This window comes from Rothia sp. P5766, from assembly GCF_048513555.1.
In the GTDB taxonomy this organism is placed as follows: domain Bacteria; phylum Actinomycetota; class Actinomycetes; order Actinomycetales; family Micrococcaceae; genus Rothia.
In genome coordinates, this window is sequence record NZ_JBLXXS010000008.1 from 1 (window position 1) to 25793 (window position 25793).

At 55.8% G+C, this 25793-nt stretch carries 21 protein-coding genes and 1 tRNA gene; 12 read left to right on the forward strand and 10 right to left on the reverse strand.

Annotated features, from left to right (window positions below; all coding sequences use genetic code 11):
• Positions 1–373: 373 nt before the first annotated feature.
• Entirely contained in the window at positions 374–1414 is a 1041-nt protein-coding gene (locus ACN08V_RS05390; protein WP_419104812.1) for an o-succinylbenzoate synthase, read from the forward strand.
• A gap of 29 nt (positions 1415–1443) precedes the next feature.
• Positions 1444–3120 carry a 2-succinyl-5-enolpyruvyl-6-hydroxy-3-cyclohexene-1-carboxylic-acid synthase gene (menD, locus tag ACN08V_RS05395; RefSeq protein ID WP_419104813.1) on the forward strand — a complete coding sequence of 559 codons (1677 nt, stop codon included), beginning with the start codon at positions 1444–1446 and terminating at the stop codon, positions 3118–3120.
• A gap of 85 nt (positions 3121–3205) precedes the next feature.
• On the opposite strand, the gene ACN08V_RS05400 is transcribed toward menD, so the two are convergent.
• The 4 genes from ACN08V_RS05400 to ACN08V_RS05415 all read right to left on the reverse strand — a co-directional run bounded on the left by ACN08V_RS05400 (position 3206) and on the right by ACN08V_RS05415 (position 7145).
• Complete coding sequence (locus tag ACN08V_RS05400) at positions 3206–3361, reverse strand: methionine/alanine import family NSS transporter small subunit (RefSeq protein WP_419099218.1); 156 nt, start codon at positions 3359–3361, stop codon at positions 3206–3208.
• A 2-nt stretch (positions 3362–3363) separates the two neighbouring features.
• The gene (locus ACN08V_RS05405) at positions 3364–4968 is read right to left on the reverse strand and encodes a sodium-dependent transporter (protein WP_419104814.1); all 1605 of its coding nucleotides are present in this window, start codon (positions 4966–4968) and stop codon (positions 3364–3366) included.
• A 302-nt stretch (positions 4969–5270) separates the two neighbouring features.
• On the reverse strand, positions 5271–6293 hold the full coding sequence (locus ACN08V_RS05410; protein ID WP_419104873.1) for a polyprenyl synthetase family protein: 1023 nt from the start codon (positions 6291–6293) through the stop codon (positions 5271–5273).
• Between the two features lie 117 nt (positions 6294–6410).
• A complete protein-coding gene (locus ACN08V_RS05415; protein WP_419104874.1) occupies positions 6411–7145 on the reverse strand; it encodes a demethylmenaquinone methyltransferase in 735 nt (244 codons plus the stop codon).
• A 123-nt stretch (positions 7146–7268) separates the two neighbouring features.
• On the opposite strand from ACN08V_RS05415, the gene ACN08V_RS05420 reads away from it, so the two are divergent.
• From ACN08V_RS05420 to ACN08V_RS05430, 3 genes are all read left to right on the forward strand, one after another.
• Positions 7269–8039, forward strand: a complete 771-nt coding sequence (locus tag ACN08V_RS05420; protein WP_419099220.1) for an ABC transporter substrate-binding protein — start codon at positions 7269–7271, stop codon at positions 8037–8039.
• An 88-nt stretch (positions 8040–8127) separates the two neighbouring features.
• Positions 8128–8922, forward strand: coding sequence for an amino acid ABC transporter permease (locus tag ACN08V_RS05425; RefSeq protein WP_419104815.1), 795 nt, complete (start codon positions 8128–8130; stop codon positions 8920–8922).
• 29 nt (positions 8923–8951) lie between these two features.
• The gene (locus ACN08V_RS05430; RefSeq protein ID WP_419104816.1) at positions 8952–9716 is read left to right on the forward strand and encodes an amino acid ABC transporter ATP-binding protein; all 765 of its coding nucleotides are present in this window, start codon (positions 8952–8954) and stop codon (positions 9714–9716) included.
• 3 nt (positions 9717–9719) lie between these two features.
• Here ACN08V_RS05430 and rarD read toward each other — a convergent pair whose 3' ends face one another.
• A complete protein-coding gene (gene rarD, locus ACN08V_RS05435; RefSeq protein ID WP_419104817.1) occupies positions 9720–10616 on the reverse strand; it encodes an EamA family transporter RarD in 897 nt (298 codons plus the stop codon).
• A gap of 174 nt (positions 10617–10790) precedes the next feature.
• Complete coding sequence (locus ACN08V_RS05440; RefSeq protein ID WP_419104818.1) at positions 10791–12095, reverse strand: DUF6882 domain-containing protein; 1305 nt, start codon at positions 12093–12095, stop codon at positions 10791–10793.
• 347 nt (positions 12096–12442) lie between these two features.
• Between ACN08V_RS05440 and ACN08V_RS05445 the strand changes: the two genes are divergently transcribed.
• On the forward strand, positions 12443–13747 hold the full coding sequence (locus ACN08V_RS05445) for an SseB family protein (protein ID WP_419104819.1): 1305 nt from the start codon (positions 12443–12445) through the stop codon (positions 13745–13747).
• A gap of 34 nt (positions 13748–13781) precedes the next feature.
• Complete coding sequence (locus ACN08V_RS05450) at positions 13782–16235, forward strand: MMPL family transporter (protein WP_419104820.1); 2454 nt, start codon at positions 13782–13784, stop codon at positions 16233–16235.
• 128 nt (positions 16236–16363) lie between these two features.
• On the opposite strand, the gene ACN08V_RS05455 is transcribed toward ACN08V_RS05450, so the two are convergent.
• A complete protein-coding gene (locus ACN08V_RS05455) occupies positions 16364–17830 on the reverse strand; it encodes a catalase (protein ID WP_419099227.1) in 1467 nt (488 codons plus the stop codon).
• Between the two features lie 80 nt (positions 17831–17910).
• A complete protein-coding gene (locus ACN08V_RS05460) occupies positions 17911–18444 on the reverse strand; it encodes a Fur family transcriptional regulator (protein WP_419104821.1) in 534 nt (177 codons plus the stop codon).
• 793 nt (positions 18445–19237) lie between these two features.
• Between ACN08V_RS05460 and ACN08V_RS05465 the strand changes: the two genes are divergently transcribed.
• Both ACN08V_RS05465 and htpX read left to right on the forward strand, forming a co-directional pair.
• Positions 19238–21706: a sigma-70 family RNA polymerase sigma factor gene (locus tag ACN08V_RS05465; RefSeq protein ID WP_419104822.1), complete on the forward strand. Its 2469-nt coding sequence runs from the start codon at positions 19238–19240 to the stop codon at positions 21704–21706.
• A 142-nt stretch (positions 21707–21848) separates the two neighbouring features.
• Positions 21849–22745: a zinc metalloprotease HtpX gene (gene htpX, locus ACN08V_RS05470; RefSeq protein WP_419104823.1), complete on the forward strand. Its 897-nt coding sequence runs from the start codon at positions 21849–21851 to the stop codon at positions 22743–22745.
• Between the two features lie 119 nt (positions 22746–22864).
• On the opposite strand, the gene ACN08V_RS05475 is transcribed toward htpX, so the two are convergent.
• Positions 22865–23356, reverse strand: coding sequence for a YajQ family cyclic di-GMP-binding protein (locus tag ACN08V_RS05475; protein ID WP_419099231.1), 492 nt, complete (start codon positions 23354–23356; stop codon positions 22865–22867).
• A gap of 177 nt (positions 23357–23533) precedes the next feature.
• On the opposite strand from ACN08V_RS05475, the gene ACN08V_RS05480 reads away from it, so the two are divergent.
• From ACN08V_RS05480 to trxA, 3 genes are all read left to right on the forward strand, one after another.
• Complete coding sequence (locus ACN08V_RS05480) at positions 23534–23920, forward strand: hypothetical protein (protein ID WP_419104824.1); 387 nt, start codon at positions 23534–23536, stop codon at positions 23918–23920.
• Positions 23921–24084: 164 nt separating this feature from the next.
• A tRNA-Tyr gene (locus tag ACN08V_RS05485) sits at positions 24085–24166 on the forward strand.
• Between the two features lie 115 nt (positions 24167–24281).
• The gene (gene trxA / locus ACN08V_RS05490; protein ID WP_419099233.1) at positions 24282–24665 is read left to right on the forward strand and encodes a thioredoxin; all 384 of its coding nucleotides are present in this window, start codon (positions 24282–24284) and stop codon (positions 24663–24665) included.
• A 78-nt stretch (positions 24666–24743) separates the two neighbouring features.
• On the opposite strand, the gene ACN08V_RS05495 is transcribed toward trxA, so the two are convergent.
• Positions 24744–25754: a DNA-3-methyladenine glycosylase family protein gene (locus ACN08V_RS05495; protein ID WP_419104825.1), complete on the reverse strand. Its 1011-nt coding sequence runs from the start codon at positions 25752–25754 to the stop codon at positions 24744–24746.
• Positions 25755–25793: the final 39 nt, after the last annotated feature.

Consider the following 25793-nt stretch of genomic DNA (forward strand, 5'->3'; position numbering starts at 1 on the left):
TAGTGGGGTCTTGGCCCTCTGGCTGGGGCACCAGACGGGTGGTTACGGTGGGAGTAGCCAGCACCTCGGTAGCATCGTCGGGGACGCCTGAGATAGCCCGGGTGTCTCGCTCTTTAAAACTCACAGTAAACCCCAACTACCTTTCTGCCGCCTGTTAGGTACCTTCACGAGCCTATCAAGCAAAATACACTGAAACGAGTCCAAATAAATAAATTCATTGAGTACTCGAGCTTGAGCTCGCTATATCATTCTGCCAAACTCAGATGGGACTTTCCTGGGAGAAAGCCTAAGGTTTGGGTGGCAATCTAACCCTCAAAATTTTAGCAGTCCTGGGTTGGAGCATGGAGCCAATGCTCGGAGTAGATTAGAGCCTATGACAGCATCGCTACCGCTTACCTCCTTGACCCTGCCCCCGATCAATGAGATTTTAGCCAACACCAGGGTCCTTGCCCTTCCTATGAAGGTGAGGTTCCGGGGGCTTGAGGTCCGTGAGACCGCTCTGATTCAGGGACCGGCGGGCTGGGGGGAGTTCGCTCCCTTCACGGAATACGAACCTGCTGAGGCTGCCGCCTGGCTTGCCTCTGCACTTGAGGCTGCCTGGTTGCCCTACCCCGATGCCCGCCGAAATAGTATCCCTCTCAACGCTACGGTTCCTGCTGTTGATGCTCAGGCTGTTGAAAGTGTGCTGGCCCGCTATTGCGGGGAGGTTCGTGAGGTCAAAATTAAGGTGGCCGAAGCCGGCCTAGCCTTTGAAGAATCTCTAGCCCAAGACCTTAACCGGGTGAAAGCGGTTGGCCGGGTTCTGCCCCAGGCGCGCCTAAAAGTGGATGCAAACGGTGGGTGGACCGAGGCGCAGGCAGTTCACGCTCTCATGGAACTGGAGGATTATGACCTGCTGTACGCGGAGCAGCCAACGCCCGGCATCGAGAGTCTGGCCAGGGTGAGAGAAGAACTGCGACGGCGTGGAAATGGCGTGCGGATTGCCGCCGATGAGGCGGTCCGCAAAGCCGATGATCCGCTCACTGTAGCGCGACTAGGAGCTGCAGACCTGCTGGTCATTAAGGCCGCTCCTCTGGGTGGGGTTCGCCGTTCGCTGGAGATCGTGCGCCGGGCAGGCCTACCCGTTGTTGTCTCTTCGGCCCTGGAAAGTTCGGTGGGCATTCGTACTGGGGCGGCTCTGGCGGCGGCCCTGCCGGAGCTACCTTTTGGCTGCGGTTTGGGGACGGTGTCGCTGTTCAAGCAGGACGTTTCTGCTTTCCCCCTCGTGGCAGTGAACGGTAATCTTCCCTTACCTACTGTAGAACCCGATGCCGGTCTGCTCGATCAGCTTCTAGCACCACCGGATCGCCAGCGCTGGTGGCATGAACGTATTTTTGCCTGCTACCGACTTTTGGAAAGAGAGAGCCCAAGCTAAGTATTGGCACAAGTGAGTAAGATGGTGGGGTGACTTCCGCCCCAGCGCCCTCATTTATCACCGCAATCAGCGTGCTCGATACCCTGATCCGTTCAGGTATGCGGCATGTTCTTATCTGCCCAGGTTCTCGTTCTGCGCCTTTAGCCTATGCTGTGGGGGCGCTAGCCGATGCCGGAGTTCTTGAAGCCCATGTGCGAATCGATGAACGCTCAGCGGCCTTTACGGCCCTGGGCTTAGCAAAGGCCACCGGTCAACCTGTGGGACTAATAACCACCAGTGGTACTGCGGTAGGGGAGTGCCTACCCGCCCTCATGGAGGCCTACCATTCGGGCCTCCCCCTTGCTCTACTGTCGGCGGATCGACCCGCCCACCTCCAGGGCACAGGGGCCAACCAAACTACCCGACAAGCTGGGCTGGCACCGGCCCACACGCGTGCCAGTCTCACCCTGGAAAACTATTCGGCTGACCCTGCTGATCCCCAAAGCGGCGACCTTAATCGGGCGCTAGCGGCCTTGACCGGGCGGAGCGAAAGTAACTGGAATCTCCCAGCAGACCAACCCCGTGGGCCGGTGCAGATTAACCTGGCCTTTGATACTCCGCTCACCCCAGGCCCTACCGAGCAAGAGATGCTACGGCGTTGGGCGCACAGCCTCGTGCCGCTTGCACAGCAGGGAGTGCGGCTGCTCCCCGAAAACCCAGACCTTTCTGCCCTGAGCTGGCCCCGTTCAGCCCAACTGCCTGAATATAGTTACCCTACCGTTGTGATCGCCGGGGACGGGGCGGGGCCTCTGGCTCAAATTTTTGCTCAAAAATTGGGACTACCGCTTCTAGCCGAACCGTCCTCCCAGGCTAGGTTCTCGCCGGTTGCTGTACCCGCCTACCGCCAGCTACTAGCTGGAGAGCTGGCAGGTTCCATCGAGCGGGCTGTCATCTTTGGGCATCCCACACTCTCACGTCCTGTTGCCGCCCTGATGGCCAATTCAGGTCTTGAAAGAGCACTTTATGCTCCGGTTCCTGCACCCTGGCATGAGCCTGGAGCCCTTGATCTGCACCTGGTACCTACCCTCCAGGGTTTGGCAGAATTTGCTGGGCAAGCTCCCGCTGGCTGGTTAGAGGGCTGGCTAGAAAAGGGCAAAATACAGGAAGAAGAACTCCACCAGCGGGTAGCAGCTTACCGGGCAGGCACCTATAGAGGGGATTTAAGCGACTCGGCTGACCGCACAGCTGCTCTTTCTACGGCCCTTGATACCTGGGAGAAATGCCTTTCTGATGATGCCGTTCTGGTCTTAGGTTCCTCTAATCTGATTCGAGACCTAGACCTGATTGCTCCCTCTGCGGCTTCGAGCCCACTCGTTTTTGCTCAACGCGGGTTAGCGGGTATTGATGGCACCCTGGCAGTTGCTGCTGGTATTTCTTTGGGGCTGGGGCGGAAGGTGCGTGTGCTCTTGGGCGACCTGACCTTCCTGCACGATGTCGGCTCGCTTAACATTGGCCCCTTGGAACGTAAGCCCGATGTTGAGGTGCTGGTCTACGATGACCGGGGCGGCGGTATTTTCTCTACCCTGGAACATGGGACCCTTGCCGCAGATTCCCGCTACACTGCAACCGTTCAGCGGTTTTTTACGACTCCACACACCGCAAATCTGCAGGCGCTAGCCGGAGCCTGGGGAGATAACGGGTTTAGTCTACGGGTCGTTACCCCCTAGCCGCTCAGACAGCAGAGAAAAGCCGGGGTCCACACTGACTGGTGTGGACCCCGGCATTTGTTTCTACCGCTGGGTGAGCAGGAGCTTAGGCTTCGTGGGCCCAGGGGGCTAAAGTATCAGCCTGTTCATCATCGGTGCCCGACTGATCGGGGTGGCGTGACAGGTGAACCAGAGCGGTAGCTAGCCCGCCCCAGATGAGTGCGATAGCAACAATGAGCATGATGATTGCTGATGAGCTCATAATTATTTACCTCCCCGGGCGGTTACGTTCTTGACGGTAGCATCAACGTGGTCATGCACAACCTTGCCACCGGAGATCGGGGGAGCAGGGGGAGTGAGCGCCGCACGCGAGGTCTTCGACCAAGGCAACATCGACAGGATGACAGCTGCTACAAGAAGAGCAATGACCATGCCCCAGCCGAAGATATTGAGCATCTGGTCAGGGTAGCCACCGTAGGGTTCCTTCATCAGACCCATAAAGGTGTTGATCAGTGAGTAGCCCAAGATGATGGGTGTGATAACTGCCAGCAGTAGCATCCACAGGCGACCCATCTTCCAGGAGGAACGCTCATTGAGGTGATTGCGCAGAATGGGCAGGCCGCGGAGCAGGTAGGCAACTACAATGATGGAGACCAGGCCTGCTGCCAGAATACCGAACTGGTTGACAAAGTTATCGAGAATATCCAGAACGTAGAGGCCCGAGGTGGTTGCCATCAGCACCGTTGAAATAAGAGCGATAGGTGCAATCACAAACAGGGTGGAGCGGACACGGCCCAGATTGAACTTATCTTCAACGCCCGCAACAATAACCTCGATAATTGAAATCATGGAGGTAAAGCCTGCAAAGAGCAGGGAGCCGAAGAAGAGCACACCAATGAAGGTACCACCGGGGGCCTGAGAGATGATGGTAGGGAAGGCGATAAAAGCCAGGCCGATACCGGAGGTCGCCACCTCAGAGACTGAGGTTCCAGCTGCGGTTGCCATAAAACCAAGGGCTGCGAAAACGCCAATGCCTGCCAGGAGTTCGAAAGACGAGTTAGCAAAACCAACGACAGCACCGGTACCGGTCAGGTCGGTCTTGTTCTTGAGGTAGGAGGCGTAGGTAATCATGATGCCAAAGCCGATGGAGAGCGAGAAGAAGATCTGGCCGTAAGCTGCAACCCATACTTCGGGCTTGGTGAGGGCACCCCAATCCGGTGTGAAGAGAGCGTCCAGGCCGGTCATAGCGCCATTGAGGGTCAGTGAGTAGCCCACTAGCACGATAAACATAATAATCAGGACGGGGATAAAGAAGAGGTTAGCCAGACCGACACCTTTCTGCACGCCCAAGGACATAATGACTGCGAGCAGGACCCAAATCACCACAATGGGAATCAAGATCCCGGGTACGAAGTCAAAGGTGAGGCCGGCGGGGTCAGCTACCTGGAGGACCTCAGAGAAGAGGAAGGTCTGGGGGTCATCACCCCAGGCGTGATCAAAGGAGTAGAACAGGTAGCGGGCCGCCCATGCCAGAATCGCCGCGTAGTAGATAGCGATAATGAAGTTGATGCCCATGTGCCACCAGCCGATGAACTCAGTCTTGCGGTTCAGACGGCGGAAAGCCAGGGGGGAGGAGGCACGTGCCCGGTGGCCGATGACGTAGTCGAAGAAGAGGAAGGGTAGGCCTGCGGTCAGCAGAGCAACCAGGTAGGGGATCATGAAGGCACCGCCGCCGTTATCGTAGGCAACGTAGGGGAAGCGCCAGATGTTACCGAGGCCAACGGCGGAACCGATGGCGGCAAAGATAAAGACCTTACGGCTGGAGAAGCCTTCTCGTTTTTGAGGCGCTGAGGTCTTGGTCGTACTCATGTGAGTGTCCCTCGCTCATGGATAGAAACTAAAACTGCACCTGCTAGAGGCGCAACCGGTGGTGTGAACACTGGTGCCGGGGGTGGTGGCTGGTTCATGAGGAATCCGCTAAGAGGTGATGCGGTGGCCTCGGAGCGGGGTGGGCTCCTGGCAGAATCCTGTTAATCTTTCTTGTAGTATCTTCGAAGAGCGGACAAGTGCGCGAAAAAATCTCAGATAGTGGAAGTTTTCGGGCTATAAATTAAGCCCGGCCATGTATCTTAGCCGGGCTTATAAAATTTTACCGTGACGCGGTATAGCTTCTAGGAGTCTCGGTGCACAACGGCGTGAGCAAAGGACTTGAGTGCTTCCTTAATAACCGTATCGGGTAGCGGCTCGATAGCGGCGATTGCATCATCGGCCCACCGGTAGGCAATATCCCAGGCTTCTTGGGTGACCGGGTGGGCTGAGAGCGCGGCTACGGCCTGGGCTAGAGCCTCGTCGCTGGTAAGGTCCCCCTCAATTAATTGCTGGATACGCTGGGCTTCTTGGTCACCTGCTAATGCTGCCCGTTCAAGCAGAATGGTGGGTAGGGTTGGTACACCTTCACGCAAATCGGTGCCCGGGGTTTTGCCCGATGACTTACACGAGCTGGTTACGTCGATGACATCGTCGGCAAGCTGGAAGGCTACGCCTACCAGTTCACCGTAGCGGGCCAGCATCTGGATAAGGGACTCGGGGGAGTCAGAAAGGATGGTGCCGTAGGAACCTGCAGCGGCAATCAGGGAGCCGGTCTTGCCCTCAATGACCTTGATGTAGTGGTTGAGGATATCCTCATGTTTCTCGGGGCCGGTGGTTTCAAAGAGCTGGCCGAGCACGAGGCGCTCAAAGGTCTGAGCCTGAACAGCTAGGGCGCGCCCACCCAGTTCGGAAACTATGAGCGAAGCGCGGGAGAAAATGAGGTCACCGGTCAGAATAGCTACCGAGTTACCCCAGATATTCTGGGCGGTGTCTACCCCGCGACGTTTGGGGGCATCGTCCATGACATCGTCGTGGTAGAGGGTAGCCAGGTGCGTTAGTTCAACAACCACGGCCGCATCCAGTACCCGGTCGTTGATGCCGCCGCCAGCTTCTGCTGCCAGAAGGGTCAGGAGGGGGCGAATCCGCTTGCCGCCGGCGGAGAGTAGGTGGCGGGAAGCAACATCTGCCAGGTGGTTTGTCTGATTTACCGAGCGTTCAAGCCGCTGCTCAATTTCGGTGAGAGCCTCAAGGATCTTGGGGCCCAGTTCAGCGTCCTGCGCGATGAGTTCAAAGCCTTTAGGCAGACTGAAATCAGCCTCTGGCATGAATGCTTCTGCGCTCACGGGGGAGCTGGTGGAGTCAGTCACGATGATTTTTCACACTTCTTGGGTCGTACACTATCGGCCGGGGGCCGTGCTCGGGCTGGTATTAGTCTACCTGGTCTAGGCTTGGGGCTTGTATGCACGGTGTAGAGCGACGATACCGCCGGTGAGGTTGCGGTAGCGAACATCCTGCCAACCGGCTTCGGCAAAGTGGCGGGCCAGTTCGTCCTGGTTGGGCCAGGCCAGAATTGACTCTGCTAGGTATTCGTAGCTTTCGGGGTTGGAGGATACCTTGCGCGCGATGGGCGGAATCAGTTTCATGATGTAGTTCCGGTAAAGGGTGCGGAAGGGGCCGAAGGTGGGGGTGGAGAATTCGTTGATGACGATTCGACCGCCGGGTTTGGTGACTCGGTAGAGTTCCCGCAGTGCTTTGGGGTAGTCGGCGACGTTGCGTAGACCGTAAGACATGGTGACGGCGTCAAACTCGTTATCAGTAAAGGGGAGGGCCGTGACATCAGCCTGCACGAATTCGATGTCGGGGCGGCGGCGCCTGCCTACGGCGAGCATGCCTTCGGAAAGGTCGGCGGCAATGACGGTTACGCCGGCATCGGCAAAAGGCTCAGATGAGGTGCCGGTACCTGCGGCTACGTCGAGGACTTTCTGGCCGGGGCGGGCATGGACAGCGGCCACGGTCTGCTTACGCCAGTAGAGGTGCTGCCCCAGTGACATAATGCCGTTCATGAGGTCGTAGCGTTCAGCCACCTGGTCGAACATGGAGGCGATATCGGTGGTCTTTTTGTTAAGGTCTGCTCGGTTCACCCTAGCTATTTTGTCACGTTTAGGGCAAAAGCTCATATTGGTGAGCGATGAAACACCATTATGAATAATCATGCAGATGTTTGCATTTTTAATCATTCGGGGGCAGAATGAACTTCAACGCTAACCCACTTACACACCGTATGAATGAGGTAACCAACCATGAAGAAGGCGCCCTTGGCACTTGCCGCTACTGCCCTGCTCCTAACCGCCTGTGGCTCATCAGGTACTTCCGCCACAACTGAGTCCGGGGTATCCCTGATCTCTGAGGGTAAACTCACCGTCTGCACTAACCCTCCCTACGCCCCCTTCGAGTACGAAGAAAACGGCAAAATTGTTGGTCTTGACGCTGACATTGCCGCCGCTATCGCCTCAGACCTGGCTGTAGAAGCCGAAATGTACACCACCAGCTTCGAGGGGATCCAGTCAGGTGTTGCGCTCTCCTCCGGTCAGTGCGATATCGCGCTTTCCGGTATCACTGTGACCGATGAGCGCAAAACCGTCATGAACTTCACCTCCTCGTACGTCGATGACAATCTAGCAATCCTGGTGCCCGCCGATTCTTCTATCACCGGTGAAGCTGACCTGTCAGGCCGTAAGGTCGGCGTCCAGCAGGCCACCAGCGGTGAAAAGTACGCCAAGGACGCCGGCGCTGACACCGTCCAGTATGAGGACAACGGTCTGCTCCTTCAGGCCCTGCAGACCGGCCAGGTCGATGCCGTGGTCGGTAACATTACTGTTCTGTCTGAAATGCTGACCGCAGATAGCAGCCTCAAAGTAGCTCAGGAGATTGAGACCAACGAAAAGATTGCTGCCGCTGTCTCCACCGAAAACACTGCACTGCTGGACTCTGCCAATGCGACTCTGAAGAAGATGCAAGACGACGGCCGCCTAGCTGACTTGCGGGAAAAGTACCTGGGTCTTTCCCAGTAAGTAGCCGCTTTTGCGGTAGCTACCTTCTAAGAAACCGGGGGTGGGCTCAGAGGAGCCTGCCCCCAGCACGTAACCGAGGATGAGAACCATGGCACTGTCTACCCGGCAGAAACAGACCTATGCCCGCTACTCCCAGTATGCTCTTCTGGCAGTGATCGCCCTGATCATTGTTCTTGTTGCCGACTGGGCAACCCTGCGTGAGAAGGTCTTTAACCCTGAAATCATCGCCAAGCAGTTCCCCAACATCATCACTGTTGCCCTGAAGAACACCTTGATTTACACGGCTTTGGGTTTTGTGGTGGGTCTGTCAGGCGGTATTCTGCTTGCCCTCATGAAGATTTCTTCTATCGCACCCTACCGGTGGATTTCTTCGCTTTACATTGAGCTTTTCCGCGGCCTGCCCGCGCTTCTTGTCTTTATCGCCTTTGGCTACGGTATTCCGCTGGCCTTTGGGCTACGCCTGAACAACTATGTGACCGTGATGCTTGCCCTGGGTATGGTAGCTGCGGCCTACATCGGTGAAGTTTTGCGGGCCGGTCTTGAGGCTGTGCCCAAGGGCCAGTATGAGGCCGCACGATCACTGGGTATGAGCCATACCCGCGCCATGGTGACCGTTATTATTCCCCAGGCTTTCCGGATCGTTCTGCCCCCGCTGACCAACGAGATTATCTTGCTGACCAAGGACTCATCGCTGGTCTACCTACTCGGTATGTCTGTTGCCCAGTATGAGCTCACCAAATTTGGTCGCGAAGGAATTTCCGGCTCCGGTGCCGGGCTGACCCCGCTGGTTCTTGCCGGTGTCTGCTACCTGATTATCACTGTCCCGCTCGGTTTCCTTGCCCGCCACTTCGAGAAGCGTGCCCAGGCCCGCTCCCGCACGTAACCGCCACTACCGTTTCAAGGAATACAGCCATGACCGAAAATCCTGTACCCGCCTCAGTTAGCATTACCGACCTGCATAAATCCTACGGTGAGGTGGAAGTCCTCAAAGGCATCAATATGTCCGTAGCTCCCGGCCAAGTTGTCTGCCTGATTGGCCCCTCCGGCTCGGGCAAATCAACTCTTCTGCGGTGCGTCAACCTGCTGGAGACACCTAACAGCGGAACTATTGAGGTAGCAGGGCATGCGGTGACCCACCCCGACGTCGATGTCGATGCTATGCGCCGCTCTGTGGGCATGGTCTTCCAGCAGTTCAACCTCTTCCCGCACCTGACCGTACTCCAAAACTGTACGGTAGCGCAGATTAAGGTGCTCAAACGTTCCCAGGCCGAGGCCCAGAAAATTGCCATGGCTAACCTGCAGAAGGTGGGGCTGGCCGATAAGGCTCAGCGGCACCCGGATCAGCTTTCTGGAGGTCAGCAACAGCGCGTAGCTATCGCTCGTGCCCTCTCTATGAACCCCCAGCTCATGCTCTTTGATGAGCCCACCAGTGCTTTGGACCCCGAGACGGTAGGTGATGTTCTGGGTATCATGCGCCAGCTGGCTACCGAGGGCATGACCATGGTGGTCGTAACCCATGAGATGGCTTTTGCCCGTGATGTGGCTGACCGCGTGGTCTTCATGGACGGCGGCCTTGTGGTAGAGGAAGGCCCCGCTGAACAGGTCATCGGCAACCCCCAACAGGAGCGCACCCAGCTCTTCCTCTCACGTGTGCTGAACCCCACCCAGCAATCGTAGACGCTAGGTCCTTAACCGTGGTTTCTGGGCTCTCCACGAGTCGGCTATAAAGAAAACTGCGGCTACCCAAATCAGGCCAAAACCTACCCACCTGCCAGCGGTGAGGGTCTCATGGGTAACAAAGAGAGCCAGCAGGAACTGCATGGTCGGGGTGAGGTACTGAATCATGCCGATCAGGGACAGCGGAACCCGCGAGGCCGCGCTCGCAAAGAGCAGGAGCGGAACCGCTGTGACTAGACCCGAGGCAGCCAGAATCCAAAAGTGAGCCTGACCCTCAGCAAACAGAGTAAGATCACCTCGGCGGGCAAAGTGAGCAAGTAGGACAGCTGCCATGGGTGCAAGAACCAGGGTCTCTACGCTCAGCGACACGACGGCGGGGACAGCTCCAGCGTACTTTTTGAGCAGACCGTAGAGGCCAAAGCTGAAAGCCAGGCCCAGGCCCAACCAAGGGATTGAGCCGTAAAAGAAACACATGACAAGCACTGCTAAGGCAGCTACCGCGATACCAGCCCACTGGAGTGGGCGGAGTTTTTCACCCAGGAAGAGAACGCCGAGCGCTACCGAAACAATGGGGTTGATGTAGTAGCCCAGTGACGCTTCCATCACATTGTGGCTTGTTGTGGCGATAACGTAGAGCAGCCAATTACAGAAAATGAGTAGGCCTGCGGCCCCGAGCACAAGGAGCTTTCTGGGGCGCTTAAGTACTGCCATGAGTGATTGAACCTGACGGGTTGCCGGTATCAGGAAAGCACAGAAAAGCAGGGTGAAGAGCACCCGCTCAGCCACAATTTCGAGGGGGCTAGCCGGTACCGTTAGCAGGAAATAGAGGGGGAAGAGGCCCCAGATAAGGTAGCAGAGGAAAGCTGCAAGAATACCCGAGTTTCTCTGGTTAGTAGGCACCTGTTTTTCTTTCTGTGCTGATTCATTAGGTCCCTGCAAGTATAGGTCAGTGCTTTCTATGGGCGGGGGAGTTCTAGCTCCTTGGGCGAATGCTCACCATAGAAAAGGCGGTGGCCCCCACCTATAGGGGGAGCCACCGCCAGAGACAGCCCCTAGAGCAGGGGTATCTTGGTCTTACAGACCGAAGAAGCGGCTAAAGAAGCCCTTCTTATCTTCCTTGGGCTGGGGCTTCTTAGAGGCCTCAGCGCGTTCGGCCTCAAGGTCAGGTGCCTGACCTGCCAAACGAATCTCCCGTGCATCACGGGTGTCTTCAGCTGACTCGTAACCCGTGGGCGCCTGCTGGGCTTCGTCAGGCTCTTCGGCGCTCTGCACAGGGGCGGCAGGCTGGTCCTGCACAATGTTCTCTTCAGCAATAGTGCTGGTGGTAACACGGCCCGGGCGTACATCTTCGGCAGGGTCCTGGTCATAGGGCTGGTCCGCATTGGGGTAGACACGGTCTGTGGTGATAGTACCTTCGACTTCATCTTCGAGGGCACTCTGTTCTGCCACGGATTCCTGGGTAGGAGCTTCCGTAAAGGTCTGAGGCTCGGCTGCGGTAGCCTCTTCCTGCTCGGAACCTGCCTGCGCTTCAGCTTGCGCTTCTGCTTGTGCTGCTTCCTCAGCGGCTAGACGGGCGGCTTCTTCTCGTTGGGCCATTTGAGCTGCGGCCTCACGCGCGGCGAGGGTTTCAATACCCTGGCGTTCTGCTTCGAGCTGTTCACGCAGATCACGAGCTTGACTGGCAAGACGGGCTAGCTCATCGGCCCCGACCTGGGGCTCGGCTGCCTCAATGCCCGAAATCTTGCCCTTATCGAACCAAAGACGTAGCGCACCGTCTGCCGCAGTGATGACAGCGGTTGCTTCGGTGTCCCAGGCGATATGTGCGCCGCGGAGCTTGGCATAGGAGTCAACAGCGCGCAAGTGGTTAACAGCGGTGCCGGTCTGCAGGGCCTGAGCCATGACCTGACCCATGCGGTTAACGGTGGGGGCATCCAGGTCAAGCTGAGAGCCTTCGAGAAGGACCCATGCACGGACACCTGCCCCAGCTGTGACGGGGTAGTGGGCATAGATGCCGGTCAGTGCCTTGGTTGCGAGGGTGAGCTTGCGCGCTAGGCCGGAGTCCAGGGGGAGCTCATCGGTGGTGAGTTCCGTAATGGTGTGCTGTGCCCCGCCTTCACGCGCCTGGATTGCTGCCGAAACAACGCGGTCAGGGAAGTGACCGAGTTCTTGCCAGGACCAAATCCAGGAACCGCGGTTCTCAGACTCAGTGCCCAACAGGTAAGGGGTGAGACGTACGGAAGCATCAGACTGGAGGGTGAATGACGGCGCAGAGAAATCCACCGTCCATTCTGCGTCGCCGCTGATCTCAGCGAGACGGGCCTGGTACTCGGTGGAGATGAAGATCGAATCATCAATCAGATCCTGCAGTGTTTTAGTCATGGGTTAAGGCTAGCAACTCTTGGGGTGCTCACGCACCTTTTATACCCGTGGGGACCTGTATTTTCTATCTTTTACCAGGTTCTACCCACTTGGTTCCTTCCCTCTTCCGTGAGCAAGAAAGACACAAATTCAGGGGGCGTGCGGCTAAAAATAAATATTACGGTTGCCACATGTTTTTTAGACAGGGTAGTCGCAAATAACTTGACCAAACACAAGGAACACGCATATCAAGTGCAAGAATTCTTGCTTTAATAGGTATTGATAGGTATTGGTAGGTATTGGTAAGCCTCTTCCCATATGGCACCAACGGGTGTGGAGGTATTCGTCCCAAACAATTCAGGAATTTCATGTCGCACTATAGTCCCAGATACGCAGAGATTGAACGCCCCACCATGGTTCAAGATGCTCTTAACTCAATTGGGAGCTGGATGCTGGGGGTAGTGTCCGTAGAGCCCGGTTGGAATGAGCTGGTCCTAGATATTAAGCCACTCTCAGAGACCGTCTTTGTGAGAATCACTGAATCTCGCGATGAAGACGATTACCTGGGAAGCGTGGGCCCGCTTAAATCTGATAGCCCAATCCTTGAGGCTATTGAACAGCTACAGCATGCTTGCTATGCAGAGGATGAGGGAACCTGGTTCACTGCTTCTGTGGTCATCACCGCAAGCGACTGGCCCGAGCCAAAATACCAGATTGGTGCGTCCTATGACCGCCTTCAGGAGCCTGTTGACTGGAAGGGCGAGGGGGGCCTGACCGGTCGCGATATCCGCACTCATTTTGAAACCTTCCCGCGTGCGGATGAGCATATCCCGGACTGGGCCGCCACACGCCTGGCAGGTCGTCGCGCTCCTGGTTTTAAGGATGATACGGCCAAGGCGCAGCCTGCAAAGACCGCCAACACCTACCTGGTGGAGGCCCTTGAGGCCTTTTCCCAGGACCGGAGTGACCAGGCCCTTGCCAATGTTGTGCGTTCTGCCCAGGGCGGTAACCTGGTCATGGACATCTCCCAGAGCGTCGATAACTCCGAAGGCCAGCTCCAGACCAGCTATCAGGTTCTCCGCCTGTCGAATGGCATGCGTGCGCTCACAGCTTATTCCTCGGAGGAACGGGCCTGCGAATATTCCGTGGATGTCCTCGGTCTAGATATACCGCGTTTGACTACCGAGCACGCTATGAAAGTGTTTTTACAGGTAGCCCACGATGCGTCAATTGACGTCCTGGTACTTGACCCCGGTAGTAGACACGAGTGTTTCATAGAAAAATCTCAGATTCAGTGGGTCGTCGGTTCGCCCCACAATATGCCAGTACAGCGGGCGCTTATGGAGGGGAACATGCACGACCTGCTCCTTGCCCTGGTTGCTCCGGCTTCCACGCTCCTGATGGGTGTCCGTGCCGATGATCCAGCAGGTCGCCCAGTCATCCTCAAAAATGAGGATTCTGAGGACCAGTCTGTTGCACTGGTTTTTACCACTGTTGCAGAGATTGCTGCGCTTGATCCCTCCTTGCAGGTGCGAAGTGCCCCGGCCCTTGACATGCTCAAATTATTGGCTGCTGGTGCTAGTACAGCTGTGCGCATTAACGCCCTTGCTCCGCACGCTACCTTGCCTATGACTCAAATTTGCGAGCTTATTTCAGTAGTAGAATCGCAGTAAACCAAACTAGTCATACACACCAGGAGTATCTCCAATGACCGGTGCACTGCGCCAAATTGGCCACACCGTAGCCAACCATGCTCGCGCAGCCATTGCACTGTGGCTGGTGCTCTTCGTGATCGCTGGAGCTGGTGCCCTGACTTTAGCTCGGGGTGCAACAGCCAGCTATACCATGCCCGGAGCATCGTTCGATGCTGTCCGTGCGGACCTTCAGACTAAGCTCCCTGATAACGGTGTCTCTAGTGGTTACGTTGTGCTTGAGTCAGCTGGCGGTTTCACCGATGAGCAGAAGCAGGCCATCGCACAGGCGGTCGATACTTCCCACCAGGTTGAGGACGTTGCAGGTTCCGTTAATCCCTTTGAGGCGGCAGACGCTATCGCCCAGGCAACTACTACCCTTGAAAACTCAAAAGCTCAGCTAGATCAGCTTCAGGCTCAGATTAGCCAAGGCCAGGCTAAGGTCGATCAAGCTCGGGCCGCTCTACCTACAGATATCAGCCAGGAAGAGCTCAAAGAGCTTGCCCCAGACCTCCTTGCACAGGAAGAAAGCCTGAAACAGGCCCGTATCACCTTAAGGGCCAACAAACTTAAAGTAGATACCGGTCAGCGTGAACTTGATGCCATGGCCGAGGCCAACCTTGTCAGCCAAGACGGAACCGTAGCAATTGTCAGTGTTGCTTTTAACAAGGACACTAACTCGTTGACTCCGGAAGTCCGTCAGAAGGTTTTTGAAACATTCAAGGCGCTTGAAGACAAGGGCATTACTGTCAACTACAGCTACGAGCTTGACCAGGACGTTTCTAAAGTTTTTGGTGCCTCGGAAGCGATTGGTCTAGCGGTGGCATTCGTCGTTCTGCTGATTACTCTCGGTACAGTTGTGGCAGCCGGTCTGCCTCTTATTCTGGCACTTATCGGGGCGGGTACCGCAGTTGCCCTGGTCTACACCAGTACCGCTTTTATCGGCATGACCGCTACCGACCCGGTTCTAGCTTTGATGCTGGGGCTAGGGATTGGCATTGACTATGCTCTGCTGATTCTTCATCGTTTCCGTGAAGAACTTATGGACGGAGTCGATGTTCGGGAGGCTGTTGCAATAGCTAATTCAACGGCAGGTCATTCTGTCCTCTTTGCGGGTATGACCAATATCGTTGCACTCTCTGCTCTCTTTTTGACCGGTCTACCATTCTTGGCCGTCATGGGCTTTGCGGGTGCTTTCTCTGTTGCGCTGGTTGTTGCTTCGTCCTTGACTCTGGTCCCTGCGGTTCTTTCTCTCTTGGGCACCAAGGTTTTGACCAAGAAGCAGCAGGAAGAGCGCCGCAAGGACCTGCACCGGATCTCAGACAAAACTCACAAGCCACGTAACCGCCGTGAAGCATTCGCTGAAATTGAGGCTGCCTATAAGGGGTGGGGTGGTTTTGTAACCCGCCATCCTATTACCATGACACTGGTATCAGTTGCGATTTTGATTCTTGCCATTATCCCGACCAGTTCACTTCGACTTGGTCTGCCCGACGGTTCCTACCAGGCTAGCGACTCAACTTCCTACCGCGCCTACCAGACCATTAGTGACAAGTTCGGTGAGGGTTTTAACGGGCCTATCCTTGCCGGTGTCACCCTTTCCGTTCCGGGTGACCAGGAACACCTGCGCCTAGTTGCCTTGAACGTTGCCGGCAAGCTTAATAACAAGGACATCGAAAGTGTCGCTATCGTAGGGATGAGCGAAGACAACGCCACCGCAGTTTTGGCATTCTTCCCCAAGGAAGGCCCCTCAGCCCAGAGCACCCAGGATGCTGTGCACGCAATGCTCGATAAGGTTGAGCCTGCGGAGAAAGCCACGGCAACCAGTATTGGCTTAACCGGGCAGACTGTAGCTAACATCGAGATTTCTGAGCAGATTTCTACTTCAATTCCACTCTATCTCTCTGTCGTTATTCTGCTCTGTCTGATCTTGATGGCCCTTGTCTTCCGGTCAATTATTGTTCCTGTCATGGCAACCATCGGATTCTTGCTCTCAACCCTGGCCTCCTTTGGCGCTGTCGTTGCCGTCTACCAGTGGGGCTGGATGGGTGACCTCTTTGGGGTAACCCAGCCGGGTCCGATTTTGGCTTTCCTGCCCATCCTGCTCATCGGTATTCTGTTTGGTCTCTCCGTGGATTACCAAATCTTCATTGTCTCCGGCATGCGTGATGCTTACCGTAAGGGCCATACTGCTCTGGATGCTGTCGCCATCGGCTACAAGCAGGGTGGCGGGGTTGTGACTGCCTGCGGTGTCATTATGGTCGCGGTTTTCGCCAGTTTCGTCTTCTCACACCTGACAGCTGTGCGGCCTATCGGTTTTGCCTTGGCCCTGGGCGTGGCTATGGATGCTTTCTTGATTCGGACCACCTTTATTCCTGCAACCATGTACCTGCTGGGGGATGTCGCCTGGTGGTGGCCTTTCGAGAAGAAGAACCGCAAGACCGAGGACGCACCCAAGCACATCGCCTAAGTGCGGCTTCAGCGCTAAAGCTTAGGTACTTTCAAACATGAAAACCGCCCTGCAGTATCCAAGAGGACACCGCAGGGCGGTTTATTATGGGGCAGCTACCTGGCTAAGCAAGGTAGCTACCTGGCAGGCTACTTACCTGCTACTGCTTGGCGTACACGAGCACCGAGTTCCTCATGGACAGAGTCCCAGTACTTGAATGCACGTTCACGGATCTCATCTGACTTCACAGCACCAACATGGCCCGCGATGTTGGAGACCAGACGTTCCTGAGCGGCCTCGTCCATAACATCGGTGTACAGGGTACGAGCCTGGCCGAAGTCGTCGTCTTCTGCGTGCAGGGTGGCAGCGGCGTGAACCAGCGCGCCATCGGCTTCCCAGGAGCCCTCACCGGCGCGTGCAGGATCAGCGTGGGGGCCGCCCAGGCTGTTGGGTGCGTAGACCGGGGTATCTGCAGTCTTGAAGGAGTAGCGCATAGCGCCGTCCTGGCTGTAGTTGTTTACTTCTGCATTCCGAGCGTAGTTAACCGGAAGGTCCGCGAAGTTGGTGCCTACGCGGTAGCGGTGTGCATCGGGGTAGGAGAAGATACGACCCAGGAGCATCTTGTCGGGGGAGGGGCCGATACCGGGAACAAAGTTGGAGGGTGAGAAGGCAGCCTGCTCAACCTGGGCAAAGAAGTTCTCGGGGTTCTTGTTCAGAGTCATCTTGCCGACCTTGATCAGGGGGTAGTCGGCATGCGGCCATACCTTGGTCAGGTCGAAGGGGTTAAAGCGGTAGGTCTTTGCATCTTCGTAGGGCATGACCTGGACGTAAAGGGTCCATGAGGGGAACTCGCCACGTGCGATAGCGTCGTGTAGGTCCTGACGGTGGTAATCAGCGTTCTCGCCTGCAATGCGGTTTGCTTCTTCCTGGGTGAGGAAGTCGTTGCCCTGGTCAGTCTTGAAGTGGTACTTGACCCAGAAACGCTCGCCTTCGGCATTGATCCACTGGTAGGTGTGTGAGCCGAAGCCATCCATGTGGCGCAGGGTGGCGGGGATGCCGCGGTCACCCATCAGCCAGGTGACCTGGTGAGCTGATTCGGTGCGCAGGCTCCAGAAGTCCCACTGCATGTCGTTGTCACGCAGGCCGCTGCCGGGCATACGCTTCTGTGAGTGAATGAAGTCGGGGAACTTGATGGCATCACGAATGAAGAAGACCGGGGTGTTGTTACCTACGAGGTCGTAGTTACCCTCGGTGGTGTAGAACTTGATGGCGAAGCCGCGGGGGTCACGCCAGGTGTCAGGTGACCCCTGTTCACCGGCAACGGTTGAGAAGCGGATAGCCATTTCGGTAGAAACACCGGGCTGGAAGAGCGCTGCGCGGGTGTACTGTGAGACATCCTCGGTGGTTTCGAATACACCGAAGGCACCGGTGCCCTTAGCGTGAACGACACGCTCGGGTACGCGTTCGCGGTTGAACTGAGCGAGCTTTTCAACGGTGTAGGCATCGTGCAGGACGATGGGACCATCGTTGCCTACAGTCAGTGAATCGTTGTCTGATGCAACGGGTGCACCTTGAGCGGTGGTGGTAAATGAACCGGGCTTAATCGGATTGTTCATTTCTCCTACTTTCCTGTGTGGGGTTATGCTCTGGAGCTCTTCACCGTGAGAGGTGAGGGAAACGACCGGAGCTGTGAGCGCTAGCTAACGGTGAGTTCTTGTGCAGCCTGTTGCTGAGCGAGCGCTACATCTTTTTCTTCTGGCTTCTGGCAGTCGGTGCAAATGCCTCGGTAGAGAACGTCTGCGCTGAGCAGGGCCATGCCGTGAAAATCGCTGGGGGTCAGGCAGGGGGCCTCACCAACCGCGCAGTCTACATCCTCCACTTTTCCGCAGCGGATGCAGTAGGCATGGTGGTGATTATCTCCGGTACGGGTTTCGTAGAGCCCTGCTGACCCTGGAGGCTCAAATTTACGGAGCATTTTGATGTCAGTTAGATCAGCTAGGACCACGTAGACCGACTGGACTGTGATACCGGCTAGCTCTTGGCGCACTGCTGTAACAATTGCATCGGCTGTGGAGTGCGGGTTTTCGTGAACTGCGCTCAGAACAGCGAGTCGTTGCTTTGTGACGCGACGCCCCTTGGCCCTGAGCTGAGCTGACCAGGTTTCCCTGTGGGAGCTAGCTGGTGCTTTCGGGGCTTCTGGCATGTGCTGGCAGCCTGCGGTGGCAGGCATGCTCCTTGTTGACATCATGTCACCATCCTACCCTTATTATGAATCTTTCACAATAGAGTCTGACTGTGTGGTAGATCAGGTCTACCTCTTCCCGGCGGGGGTGCTTGAAAGGTTTTGCTGCTAGACCTCTTGGCGGATATGCTCTGGAATCGTTCTGGCGAGAAAAGTTATTGAAGAAAGTTTTGTGGTGCCAGGAGCGCCGCGATAGATTTTTGGTTGACGGTAAAAAATTTTTCAAACTTTTTTAAATTTCGCGTCATGAAACAAGTGGAAACCGCTCTTAATAAGTGATGGTGAAAATCATCGGCTGTTACCTACAAGCTGTCTGGGGCTTGAGGATAGCAAGAACCTGGCGGCGCTATGGGAAGCCTTGCCAGGCATAAGGGAATAATGGGCGCTCATCAATCGTGGGGATTGAGCGAGTGCAATCGCTGGCTATCAAGGTTAGGGACCCTTGATAGCCAGCGCTAAAGCATTGTGCTGTCACCGGGTGCCGGGTCGCTGCTGCTGGAACCAGATAATGAAGCGATCCTGCATGCTGCGCAAGCATTTACCGTGTACAGGGCCGTTCGCGGGTTCTGTACACGGAAAACATCATGAGGGTCGCATGGTGTCTTGGTTTGCTGGTGACTGGAATCATAGTGTTTAGTTCGTGGGCTAAAGAGGGCATGCGGTATGTGATGGCCTGCATGCGCTTTACATATTGGGGAAATATACCGTAACGCAGAAAATCCCGATAAGCTGAAAGGAAGTCGTTTTCCTTAGCGCGGCTAGTATCTACACGGGGAGATTTATGCGATCATACAATTCTGCTCAAACTGGCCAGTCTGGCCCTGCCGACGAAGTTTTGCTTTCTGAAGTTCGCCAGGGTCAGCTTGAGTCGTTTGGTGTTTTGTATGAGCGCTATGTGGTCATGGCGCGCGCTATTGCTTATAGGCATACCTCAAACCAGACTCTGTCAGAGGATCTCGTATCTGAGGCCTTCGTCAGAATTTTGCAGGCTCTTAAGAATGGCAAGGGCCCTCGCGCTTTCATGGGCGGATATCTTGCCACAACACTCGCTCATCTGGCTGCTGAGAACGGTCTTATAGCGCAAAAAGAGGTGCTGAGCGAAGAGCATGACCTAGAGCTGGCTGGGTCATTGGATGAGACTGTTCTTAAACTGCATGAGTCCGATGAACTGATTTCTGCATTCACCAGTTTGCCGGAACGTTGGCAGTCTGTTCTGTGGATGACCGAGGTTGAGAATAAAAAGCCCCGTGAAGTAGCTACAGCTCTGAACCTGTCGGCTAATGCTGTTTCCGCTCTAGCTGCTCGCGCACGGGAAAGCCTTCGCGAGGGGTTTCTGCGAGCACATCAACACGCTCCCAAAACTGCTGAGTGCGCGCAGTATTCACCTCACCTCAGCTCTATGGTCCGTGGCTCGCTGACTAAGAAGCGTAGCGAAACTCTACGAGCTCACCTTTCAACATGCTCATTTTGCTCTTCTGAATACCTGAATCTGATCGGTATCAACAAGACTATGCGCACGTGGGTTTTCCCCGTGCTTGCAGGGCTTACGCCGATTCTTACTGACAGTTCTAAGGTTATTCTCCCGTACATCGCCGGTGGTAGCCTAGCCCTGGCTGGTGCAAGTCACAGTGGGGGAGCGGGGCTTGCCTCTTTGATCCCCGGACGTTGGGCTTCTTCCAAACCCTCTCTGGTGGGGGCCGCTGCCGCTGTAACCGCTATTGGTGCGGTGGCCGGTGGCATAGCACTGGTCAATAGCTCGTCCTCTAATTCAACGGTGATTAGTGCCGATTCTCAGCTTGAAACCGCACCAGCTTCAAGCCCTTCGGAAGAGGTAGGCGGCATCGTTGATGCTCTTGTTGATTCGCCCCAAAGCTCAGGCTCGAGCGTCCCCGTAGAATCTTTTAGGGCTCCTGCTGCAGCAGCGCCTAGCATGCTGGTGGATACCCAGACTTTTGATTCTGCTGCTTCACCGCGCGGGCAGCTGGGGCAGAAGGCCTCTCACAGTCGCGCAAGCGCTGGGGATGCCGCTGACTCTTCAGCCGGTACTAGCGTAATAAGAAGACCATCGGTGGAAATCCCTCAAGGTCAGACTCTCTCTGCTCTGACCGGTCCCTGGCAGGATGACACGATGGGGGCTCATGGGGCGTCCAAGGAGTCAGCCGATCTTGCGAGCTCTTTAGTATTCTCAAACCAGCCAGATGGTGCCGCTGGAGCCGGTGATACTCAGCAGCCTCCGGTAGCTGAGCCCGAGAGCGATACCCCGGTAAGATCAACTTTGCCCGTGGATAGTCAGCCACCGGGGGAATCTGTAGCGCCTGTTAATCCTGTAGACCGTACCCAGCCAGTTGCTCCTGCCGATCCTGATACTCCAGTAGATCGTTCTATGCCGACCGACCCGGCTGAACCAACAGAGCCTGTTGAGCCAAGCGACCCGGCTGACCCGGCTAATCCGGTTGAACCAAGCGACCCAGCTGAGCCAACAGAGCCTGTTGAGCCAAGCGACCCAGCTGAGCCGACCGACCCGGCTGAGCCAGCTGAACCAACCGACCCAGCTGAGCCGACCGACCCAGCTGAGCCGACCGACCCGGCTGAGCCAGCTGAACCAAGCGACCCAGCTGAGCCTGTTGAGCCAACAGAGCCTGTTGAGCCAAGCGACCCAGCTGAGCCGACCGACCCGGCTGAGCCGACCGACCCGGCTGAGCCAACTGAACCAAGCGACCCAGCTGAGCCAACTGAGCCTGTTGAGCCAAGCGACCCAGCTGAACCAACTGAACCAACTGAGCCTGTTGAGCCGACCGACCCGGCTGACCCAACTGACCCGGCTGACCCAACTGACCCGGCTGAACCAACTGACCCGGCTGAACCAACAGAGCCTGTTGAACCAACAGAGCCTGTTGAGCCAAGCGACCCGGTTGAGCCTAAAGAACCTGCTGATCCTGACACTCCAGTGGATCGTTCTATACCGACCGACCCAACTGACCCAGCTGAGCCAAGTGACCCTGGAGTTCCCGACCCCAAGGACTGGGTAGGAACCCCCGAATACTACAAGTGGATGGCGCAGGTGCCCTGGGATACAATCGGTAGCCCAGTCAATGACAACCGTATGTGCAGGATTACCTATATCTATTCGGGTAGTCTGGTCAGCTTCGGAACCTACATTCCGCAGATTATTCTTGACTCCCCCTATGCGCTCTATGTTCTAGAGAGCTACTTTGGGCTAGAGGCGATTACAGAGATTACCTGCGTCTAGGAGACATTAAGATAGCGACCGGCCTGCCTCCTGAATGAGTTAGGCCGGTCATAATATGCTCTTCGCAAAAGCACAGCCTCTACCCAGCTAAAGACCCTAGTCTATAAAGCAACAATAACTTTCCTGAGAAAGGTGTAATAGGGTGCACGGCCATAACAACGGGCTTAAAACTGCTCTTTTACTGGGTTCGATGGTCGGTTTTCTCTTGCTCATTGGGGCGGGGCTAGCTGCCTATACCCGTAGTTCTGTGTGGATTATGATTATGGGCCTGGTGGGCGTGGGCATGGTGGCCTATTCCTACTGGAACTCCGATAAAATCGCTATCCGTTCCATGAACGCCTATCCCGTGACTCGCGATCAGGTCCCCGGTCTTTACGAAATTGTTGAGGAGCTCTCAGCCAAGGCCAATCAACCAATGCCGCGTCTCTACGTTGCTCCCAGCTTGACCCCTAATGCTTTTGCTACGGGGCGTAACCCCCAGAATGCGGCCGTTTGTTGCACCGAGGGGATCTTGCAGCTCCTTGATCATCGTGAGATGCGCGGTGTCATCGGGCATGAGCTGATGCACGTCTATAACAGGGATATTTTGATTGGCTCCATCGCTGCGGCTTTGGCTTCTGTTGTGGGAACCATCTCTCAGGTCATGAGCTTTGGCCTGATGTTTGGCGGTAACCGAAACAATGACAACCGGGGCGGTGGAGGGCTCATCTTCACGCTCTTTCTTGCTGTGATGGCACCCCTGGTGGCGGGCGTAATGCAGATGGCTATTAGCCGCACACGAGAATACGATGCCGACCAAGACGGTTCCCAGCTCACCGATGACCCGTTAGCTCTGGCCTCTGCACTGCACAAGCTTGAAAACGGTGTCTCGCGCTACCCCCTGGACCCTGAGAACCCTAAAGTTGCTGGCACAGCCTCGATGATGATCGCCAACCCTTTCCGCGCGGGTCAGATTCAGAACCTGATGGCGTCGCACCCTCCCATGGCTGACCGCATCGCCAGACTTGAAGCGATGGCGCGCGCCAAGGGGCAAATCTAGCCCTGCCGTTTTCGCGTCAGTAAGCGGGTGAATATTTTGCCCTGCCTAGGGAAAGGTGCCCTCTGTTTCAAAGAACAGAGGGCACCTTCTATGTGCTTGAGTGAAGCGCGGGCTAAAACCTAGCGGTAGTTGACAAACTGGAGATCAACTTCGAGGTCAGCACCCTTCAGCAGGGCGATAACATCCTGCAGATCATCACGTGACTTAGATGAGACACGGAGCTCGTCACCCTGGATGGTTGCCTTGACGCTCTTGGGCCCTTCTTCACGAATCAGCTTGGTGATTTTCTTGGCCTGGTCCTGGGCAATACCTTCTTTGATAGAAGACTCAATGCGGTACTCCTTGCCCGAAGCATAGGGGTCACCGGAATCCAGGGACTTAAGAGAAATTCCGCGTTTAACCAGCTTGGACTGGAAGACATCAAGAACAGCTAGGGCACGTTCTTCAGAATTAGCCTTAATCAGAATCTTTTCGCCAGAAAAATCAATCTCAGCGCCAACGCCACGGAAATCATAGCGCTGGGCTACTTCTTTCTGGGCCTGGTTGAGCGCGTTGGAAACTTCCTGCTTATCGACCTTAGATACAACGTCAAATGATGAGTCGCTTGCCATGCAGGGCACCTCTTTCGTAAGTAATAGTCAGGGACTGGGGCACAAGGTTTTTGAACCTGAGTGCTTCTCACTATAACCGTACCCTGTTAGAGTGGCTGTCAGCATATTTCTAGAATCGTTATAAAAATGTGACTCCATTCTCAGCAAAACTTCATTTTGCTTTGAAAGGATGAAAGTATGGCTGAAAAGAAAACAGCTGCCCACGCTCAAGCCGGAATACCGTCCGGCTCAGGAACCACTCCGGCGGCGCACCAGATAACTGCAGTAACAGACGAAAGCATGCAGAGGGCTTATGAAGCGCTCATGGCAGATCTGTCTGCAGACGATTTCCTCTTTGAAGCTCTTCCCAACGCTGGGGCAGAGCATAAGCAAGCGGAACTCTTTGCCCCCGAGCTAGGGTCTACCTTGAAGAACCCTGCCATCATTGCTCGTTTTGAGGGTGTTAAAGAGAATCTCGAGCGAGAAATCAAGGGTGGCATGTGTACCCCGGACCAAGCCTACGCCTACTTGGAGAACCTTGAAATCACGCTTCTTTTAGAGCAGGAATCCGCACTGACGTCCTAGCGGAAAACAATATGCTCACTAGCTCCTGCAGTCATGACTGCAGGAGCTCCTTCTTTCTAGAAGTGGGCTTGGCAACAAAAAGGGGTGCCAAGTTGGCAACCGTGGCAAAAGTGTGTAAAGTAGTCTACTGTTCGTTGATACGAATGATTCAAGAAATTGAATACGGCAGATTACCCGAGCGGCCAAAGGGGGCTGACTGTAAATCAGCTGGCATTGCCTACGGGGGTTCAAATCCCTCATCTGCCACAGCGAAAATCCCATCTCATCACGAGATGGGATTTTTTGTTAACTCCTCTTCATTATCAGAGAAACTGGCACCGGGCTTTAGACATGCAGGGGTAAAAGGGGTAGCGTGTTCATCATGGCAACCATTGAAATTACCCAGGAAAACCTCACCCAGCAGGTCGAATCATCAGATATCCTCTTCCTCGACTTCTGGGCTGAATGGTGTGGCCCCTGCAAGCAGTTTGGCCCCATTTTTGAGGAAGCCTCTGAGAAGCACCCCGAGATTACCTTTGGCAAGGTCGATACCGAAGATCAGCAGCAGCTGGCCGCGGCCGCCAACATCACCTCAATTCCTACTGTGATGGGTTTCCGCGAGGGTGTCCTTGTGTTCTCCCAGCCCGGTGCGCTGAACGCTCAACAGTTCGACCAGATCATTGAGGCGGTTAAGGGCTTGGACATGGCTGAGGTTCACAAGCAGGTTGCTGAGGCAGAAGCCGCTCAGCAGGCCGAAGAAAACTAAGCTTCAAAAAATACTTATAGACCTTAGCCATCGGGCTCCCCCAGCAGGGGAGTTCGATGGCTTTGCTATGTCGTGGAGCTAGAAGGAACGGAAGTCTTGCGGGGCGTAGCGGGGCGCCCTGCGGGGTTCGTGGATACCGGTGGCTTTAATGAGGCTGACCACTCGTTGCCGATGCCCGGCATAAGGGGCTAGGAGTTCTAACATGCGGTGGTCATCGCCGCGGACCCCGTCAAAGGCGTAGGTAAGGTGGTGGGCTAAATGGTAGTCACCCACACTGACGGCATCGGGGTGGCCGCAGTACCGCTGGAGTGTTTCTGCAACTGTCCACGGGCCGACACCCGGTATCCCAGCAAGAACCTGGGCCAGCTCCCCTGTAGTGCTTTCTTCCGCAAACCGTTCGAAAGAGGCGGCTTGGCGCGCATAATGGACCATAGTAGAGGAGCGCGAACGGTCAAAACCAGCCCGGTGGTAGTCCCACTCAGGAATCTGCGCAAAGACATCAGCCGGGGGAAAAAAGAGCAAATCCGCCGGCTGATCGGGGTAGCCGGTCTGAGGGGCCTGCTGGCCGTATCGGCCAAGGAGCGCCCGCATACCTCCCATCGCCTCTATACCAGTTACCCGCTGTTCTGAGATAGCGAGCAGAAGATTTTGGGAAAGCAGGCCAATGGAGGGGAGTCTTAGACCCGGAGCCTCTGCCCTTGCCTGCTTGAGGCGTTCGGGTAGTTGTTGCCAGGCAGGGGAAGCATAGAAGGGCGACCAGCAGTCATTCTCGCCTACCCAGCCTCCAACCTTTTCAGCGAAGGCTTCCAAAGCGCTGGCTGGGGAGAGGGTTCCTGAATGTGTGGACGAGGAGGGACCGGGTGCCCACAGCGTCACATTGAACGGGGCAGATAGACCCGCCCCTGCTAGGCGTGCACACCGAAGGAGGATATTGATGCCTTGCTCATGAGCACTTGCCCAGTGGATGGTCTCGGCGGGGGTGGAAACCGCTCGCATCAGCGGATCAGCCTGGCCTCTTTGCAAGGGTGCAAAAGTCTGTCCCAGGTGCACCGCATGGGTTGGTTCCAGAACAAAAGAGGCGCGCAACATGTTTTCTATCGTCTCATGTGCCGGGCATATTGGAAGACC

Excerpts from the sequence above, each read along its gene's own strand:
- ACN08V_RS05390 (WP_419104812.1), top strand. The coding sequence starts at position 374 with ATGACAGCATCGCTACCGCTTACCTCCTTGACCCTGCCCCCGATCAAT.
- ACN08V_RS05400 (WP_419099218.1), bottom strand. The coding sequence starts at position 3,361 with ATGAGCTCATCAGCAATCATCATGCTCATTGTTGCTATCGCACTCATC.
- ACN08V_RS05405 (WP_419104814.1), bottom strand. The coding sequence starts at position 4,968 with ATGAGTACGACCAAGACCTCAGCGCCTCAAAAACGAGAAGGCTTCTCC.
- ACN08V_RS05410 (WP_419104873.1), bottom strand. The coding sequence starts at position 6,293 with ATGCCAGAGGCTGATTTCAGTCTGCCTAAAGGCTTTGAACTCATCGCG.
- ACN08V_RS05415 (WP_419104874.1), bottom strand. The coding sequence starts at position 7,145 with ATGAGCTTTTGCCCTAAACGTGACAAAATAGCTAGGGTGAACCGAGCA.
- ACN08V_RS05420 (WP_419099220.1), top strand. The coding sequence starts at position 7,269 with ATGAAGAAGGCGCCCTTGGCACTTGCCGCTACTGCCCTGCTCCTAACC.
- ACN08V_RS05425 (WP_419104815.1), top strand. The coding sequence starts at position 8,128 with ATGGCACTGTCTACCCGGCAGAAACAGACCTATGCCCGCTACTCCCAG.
- ACN08V_RS05430 (WP_419104816.1), top strand. The coding sequence starts at position 8,952 with ATGACCGAAAATCCTGTACCCGCCTCAGTTAGCATTACCGACCTGCAT.
- ACN08V_RS05440 (WP_419104818.1), bottom strand. The coding sequence starts at position 12,095 with ATGACTAAAACACTGCAGGATCTGATTGATGATTCGATCTTCATCTCC.
- ACN08V_RS05445 (WP_419104819.1), top strand. The coding sequence starts at position 12,443 with ATGTCGCACTATAGTCCCAGATACGCAGAGATTGAACGCCCCACCATG.
- ACN08V_RS05450 (WP_419104820.1), top strand. The coding sequence starts at position 13,782 with ATGACCGGTGCACTGCGCCAAATTGGCCACACCGTAGCCAACCATGCT.
- ACN08V_RS05455 (WP_419099227.1), bottom strand. The coding sequence starts at position 17,830 with ATGAACAATCCGATTAAGCCCGGTTCATTTACCACCACCGCTCAAGGT.
- ACN08V_RS05460 (WP_419104821.1), bottom strand. The coding sequence starts at position 18,444 with ATGCCTGCCACCGCAGGCTGCCAGCACATGCCAGAAGCCCCGAAAGCA.
- ACN08V_RS05465 (WP_419104822.1), top strand. The coding sequence starts at position 19,238 with ATGCGATCATACAATTCTGCTCAAACTGGCCAGTCTGGCCCTGCCGAC.
- ACN08V_RS05475 (WP_419099231.1), bottom strand. The coding sequence starts at position 23,356 with ATGGCAAGCGACTCATCATTTGACGTTGTATCTAAGGTCGATAAGCAG.
- ACN08V_RS05480 (WP_419104824.1), top strand. The coding sequence starts at position 23,534 with ATGGCTGAAAAGAAAACAGCTGCCCACGCTCAAGCCGGAATACCGTCC.
- trxA (WP_419099233.1), top strand. The coding sequence starts at position 24,282 with ATGGCAACCATTGAAATTACCCAGGAAAACCTCACCCAGCAGGTCGAA.
- ACN08V_RS05495 (WP_419104825.1), bottom strand. The coding sequence starts at position 25,754 with ATGTTGCGCGCCTCTTTTGTTCTGGAACCAACCCATGCGGTGCACCTG.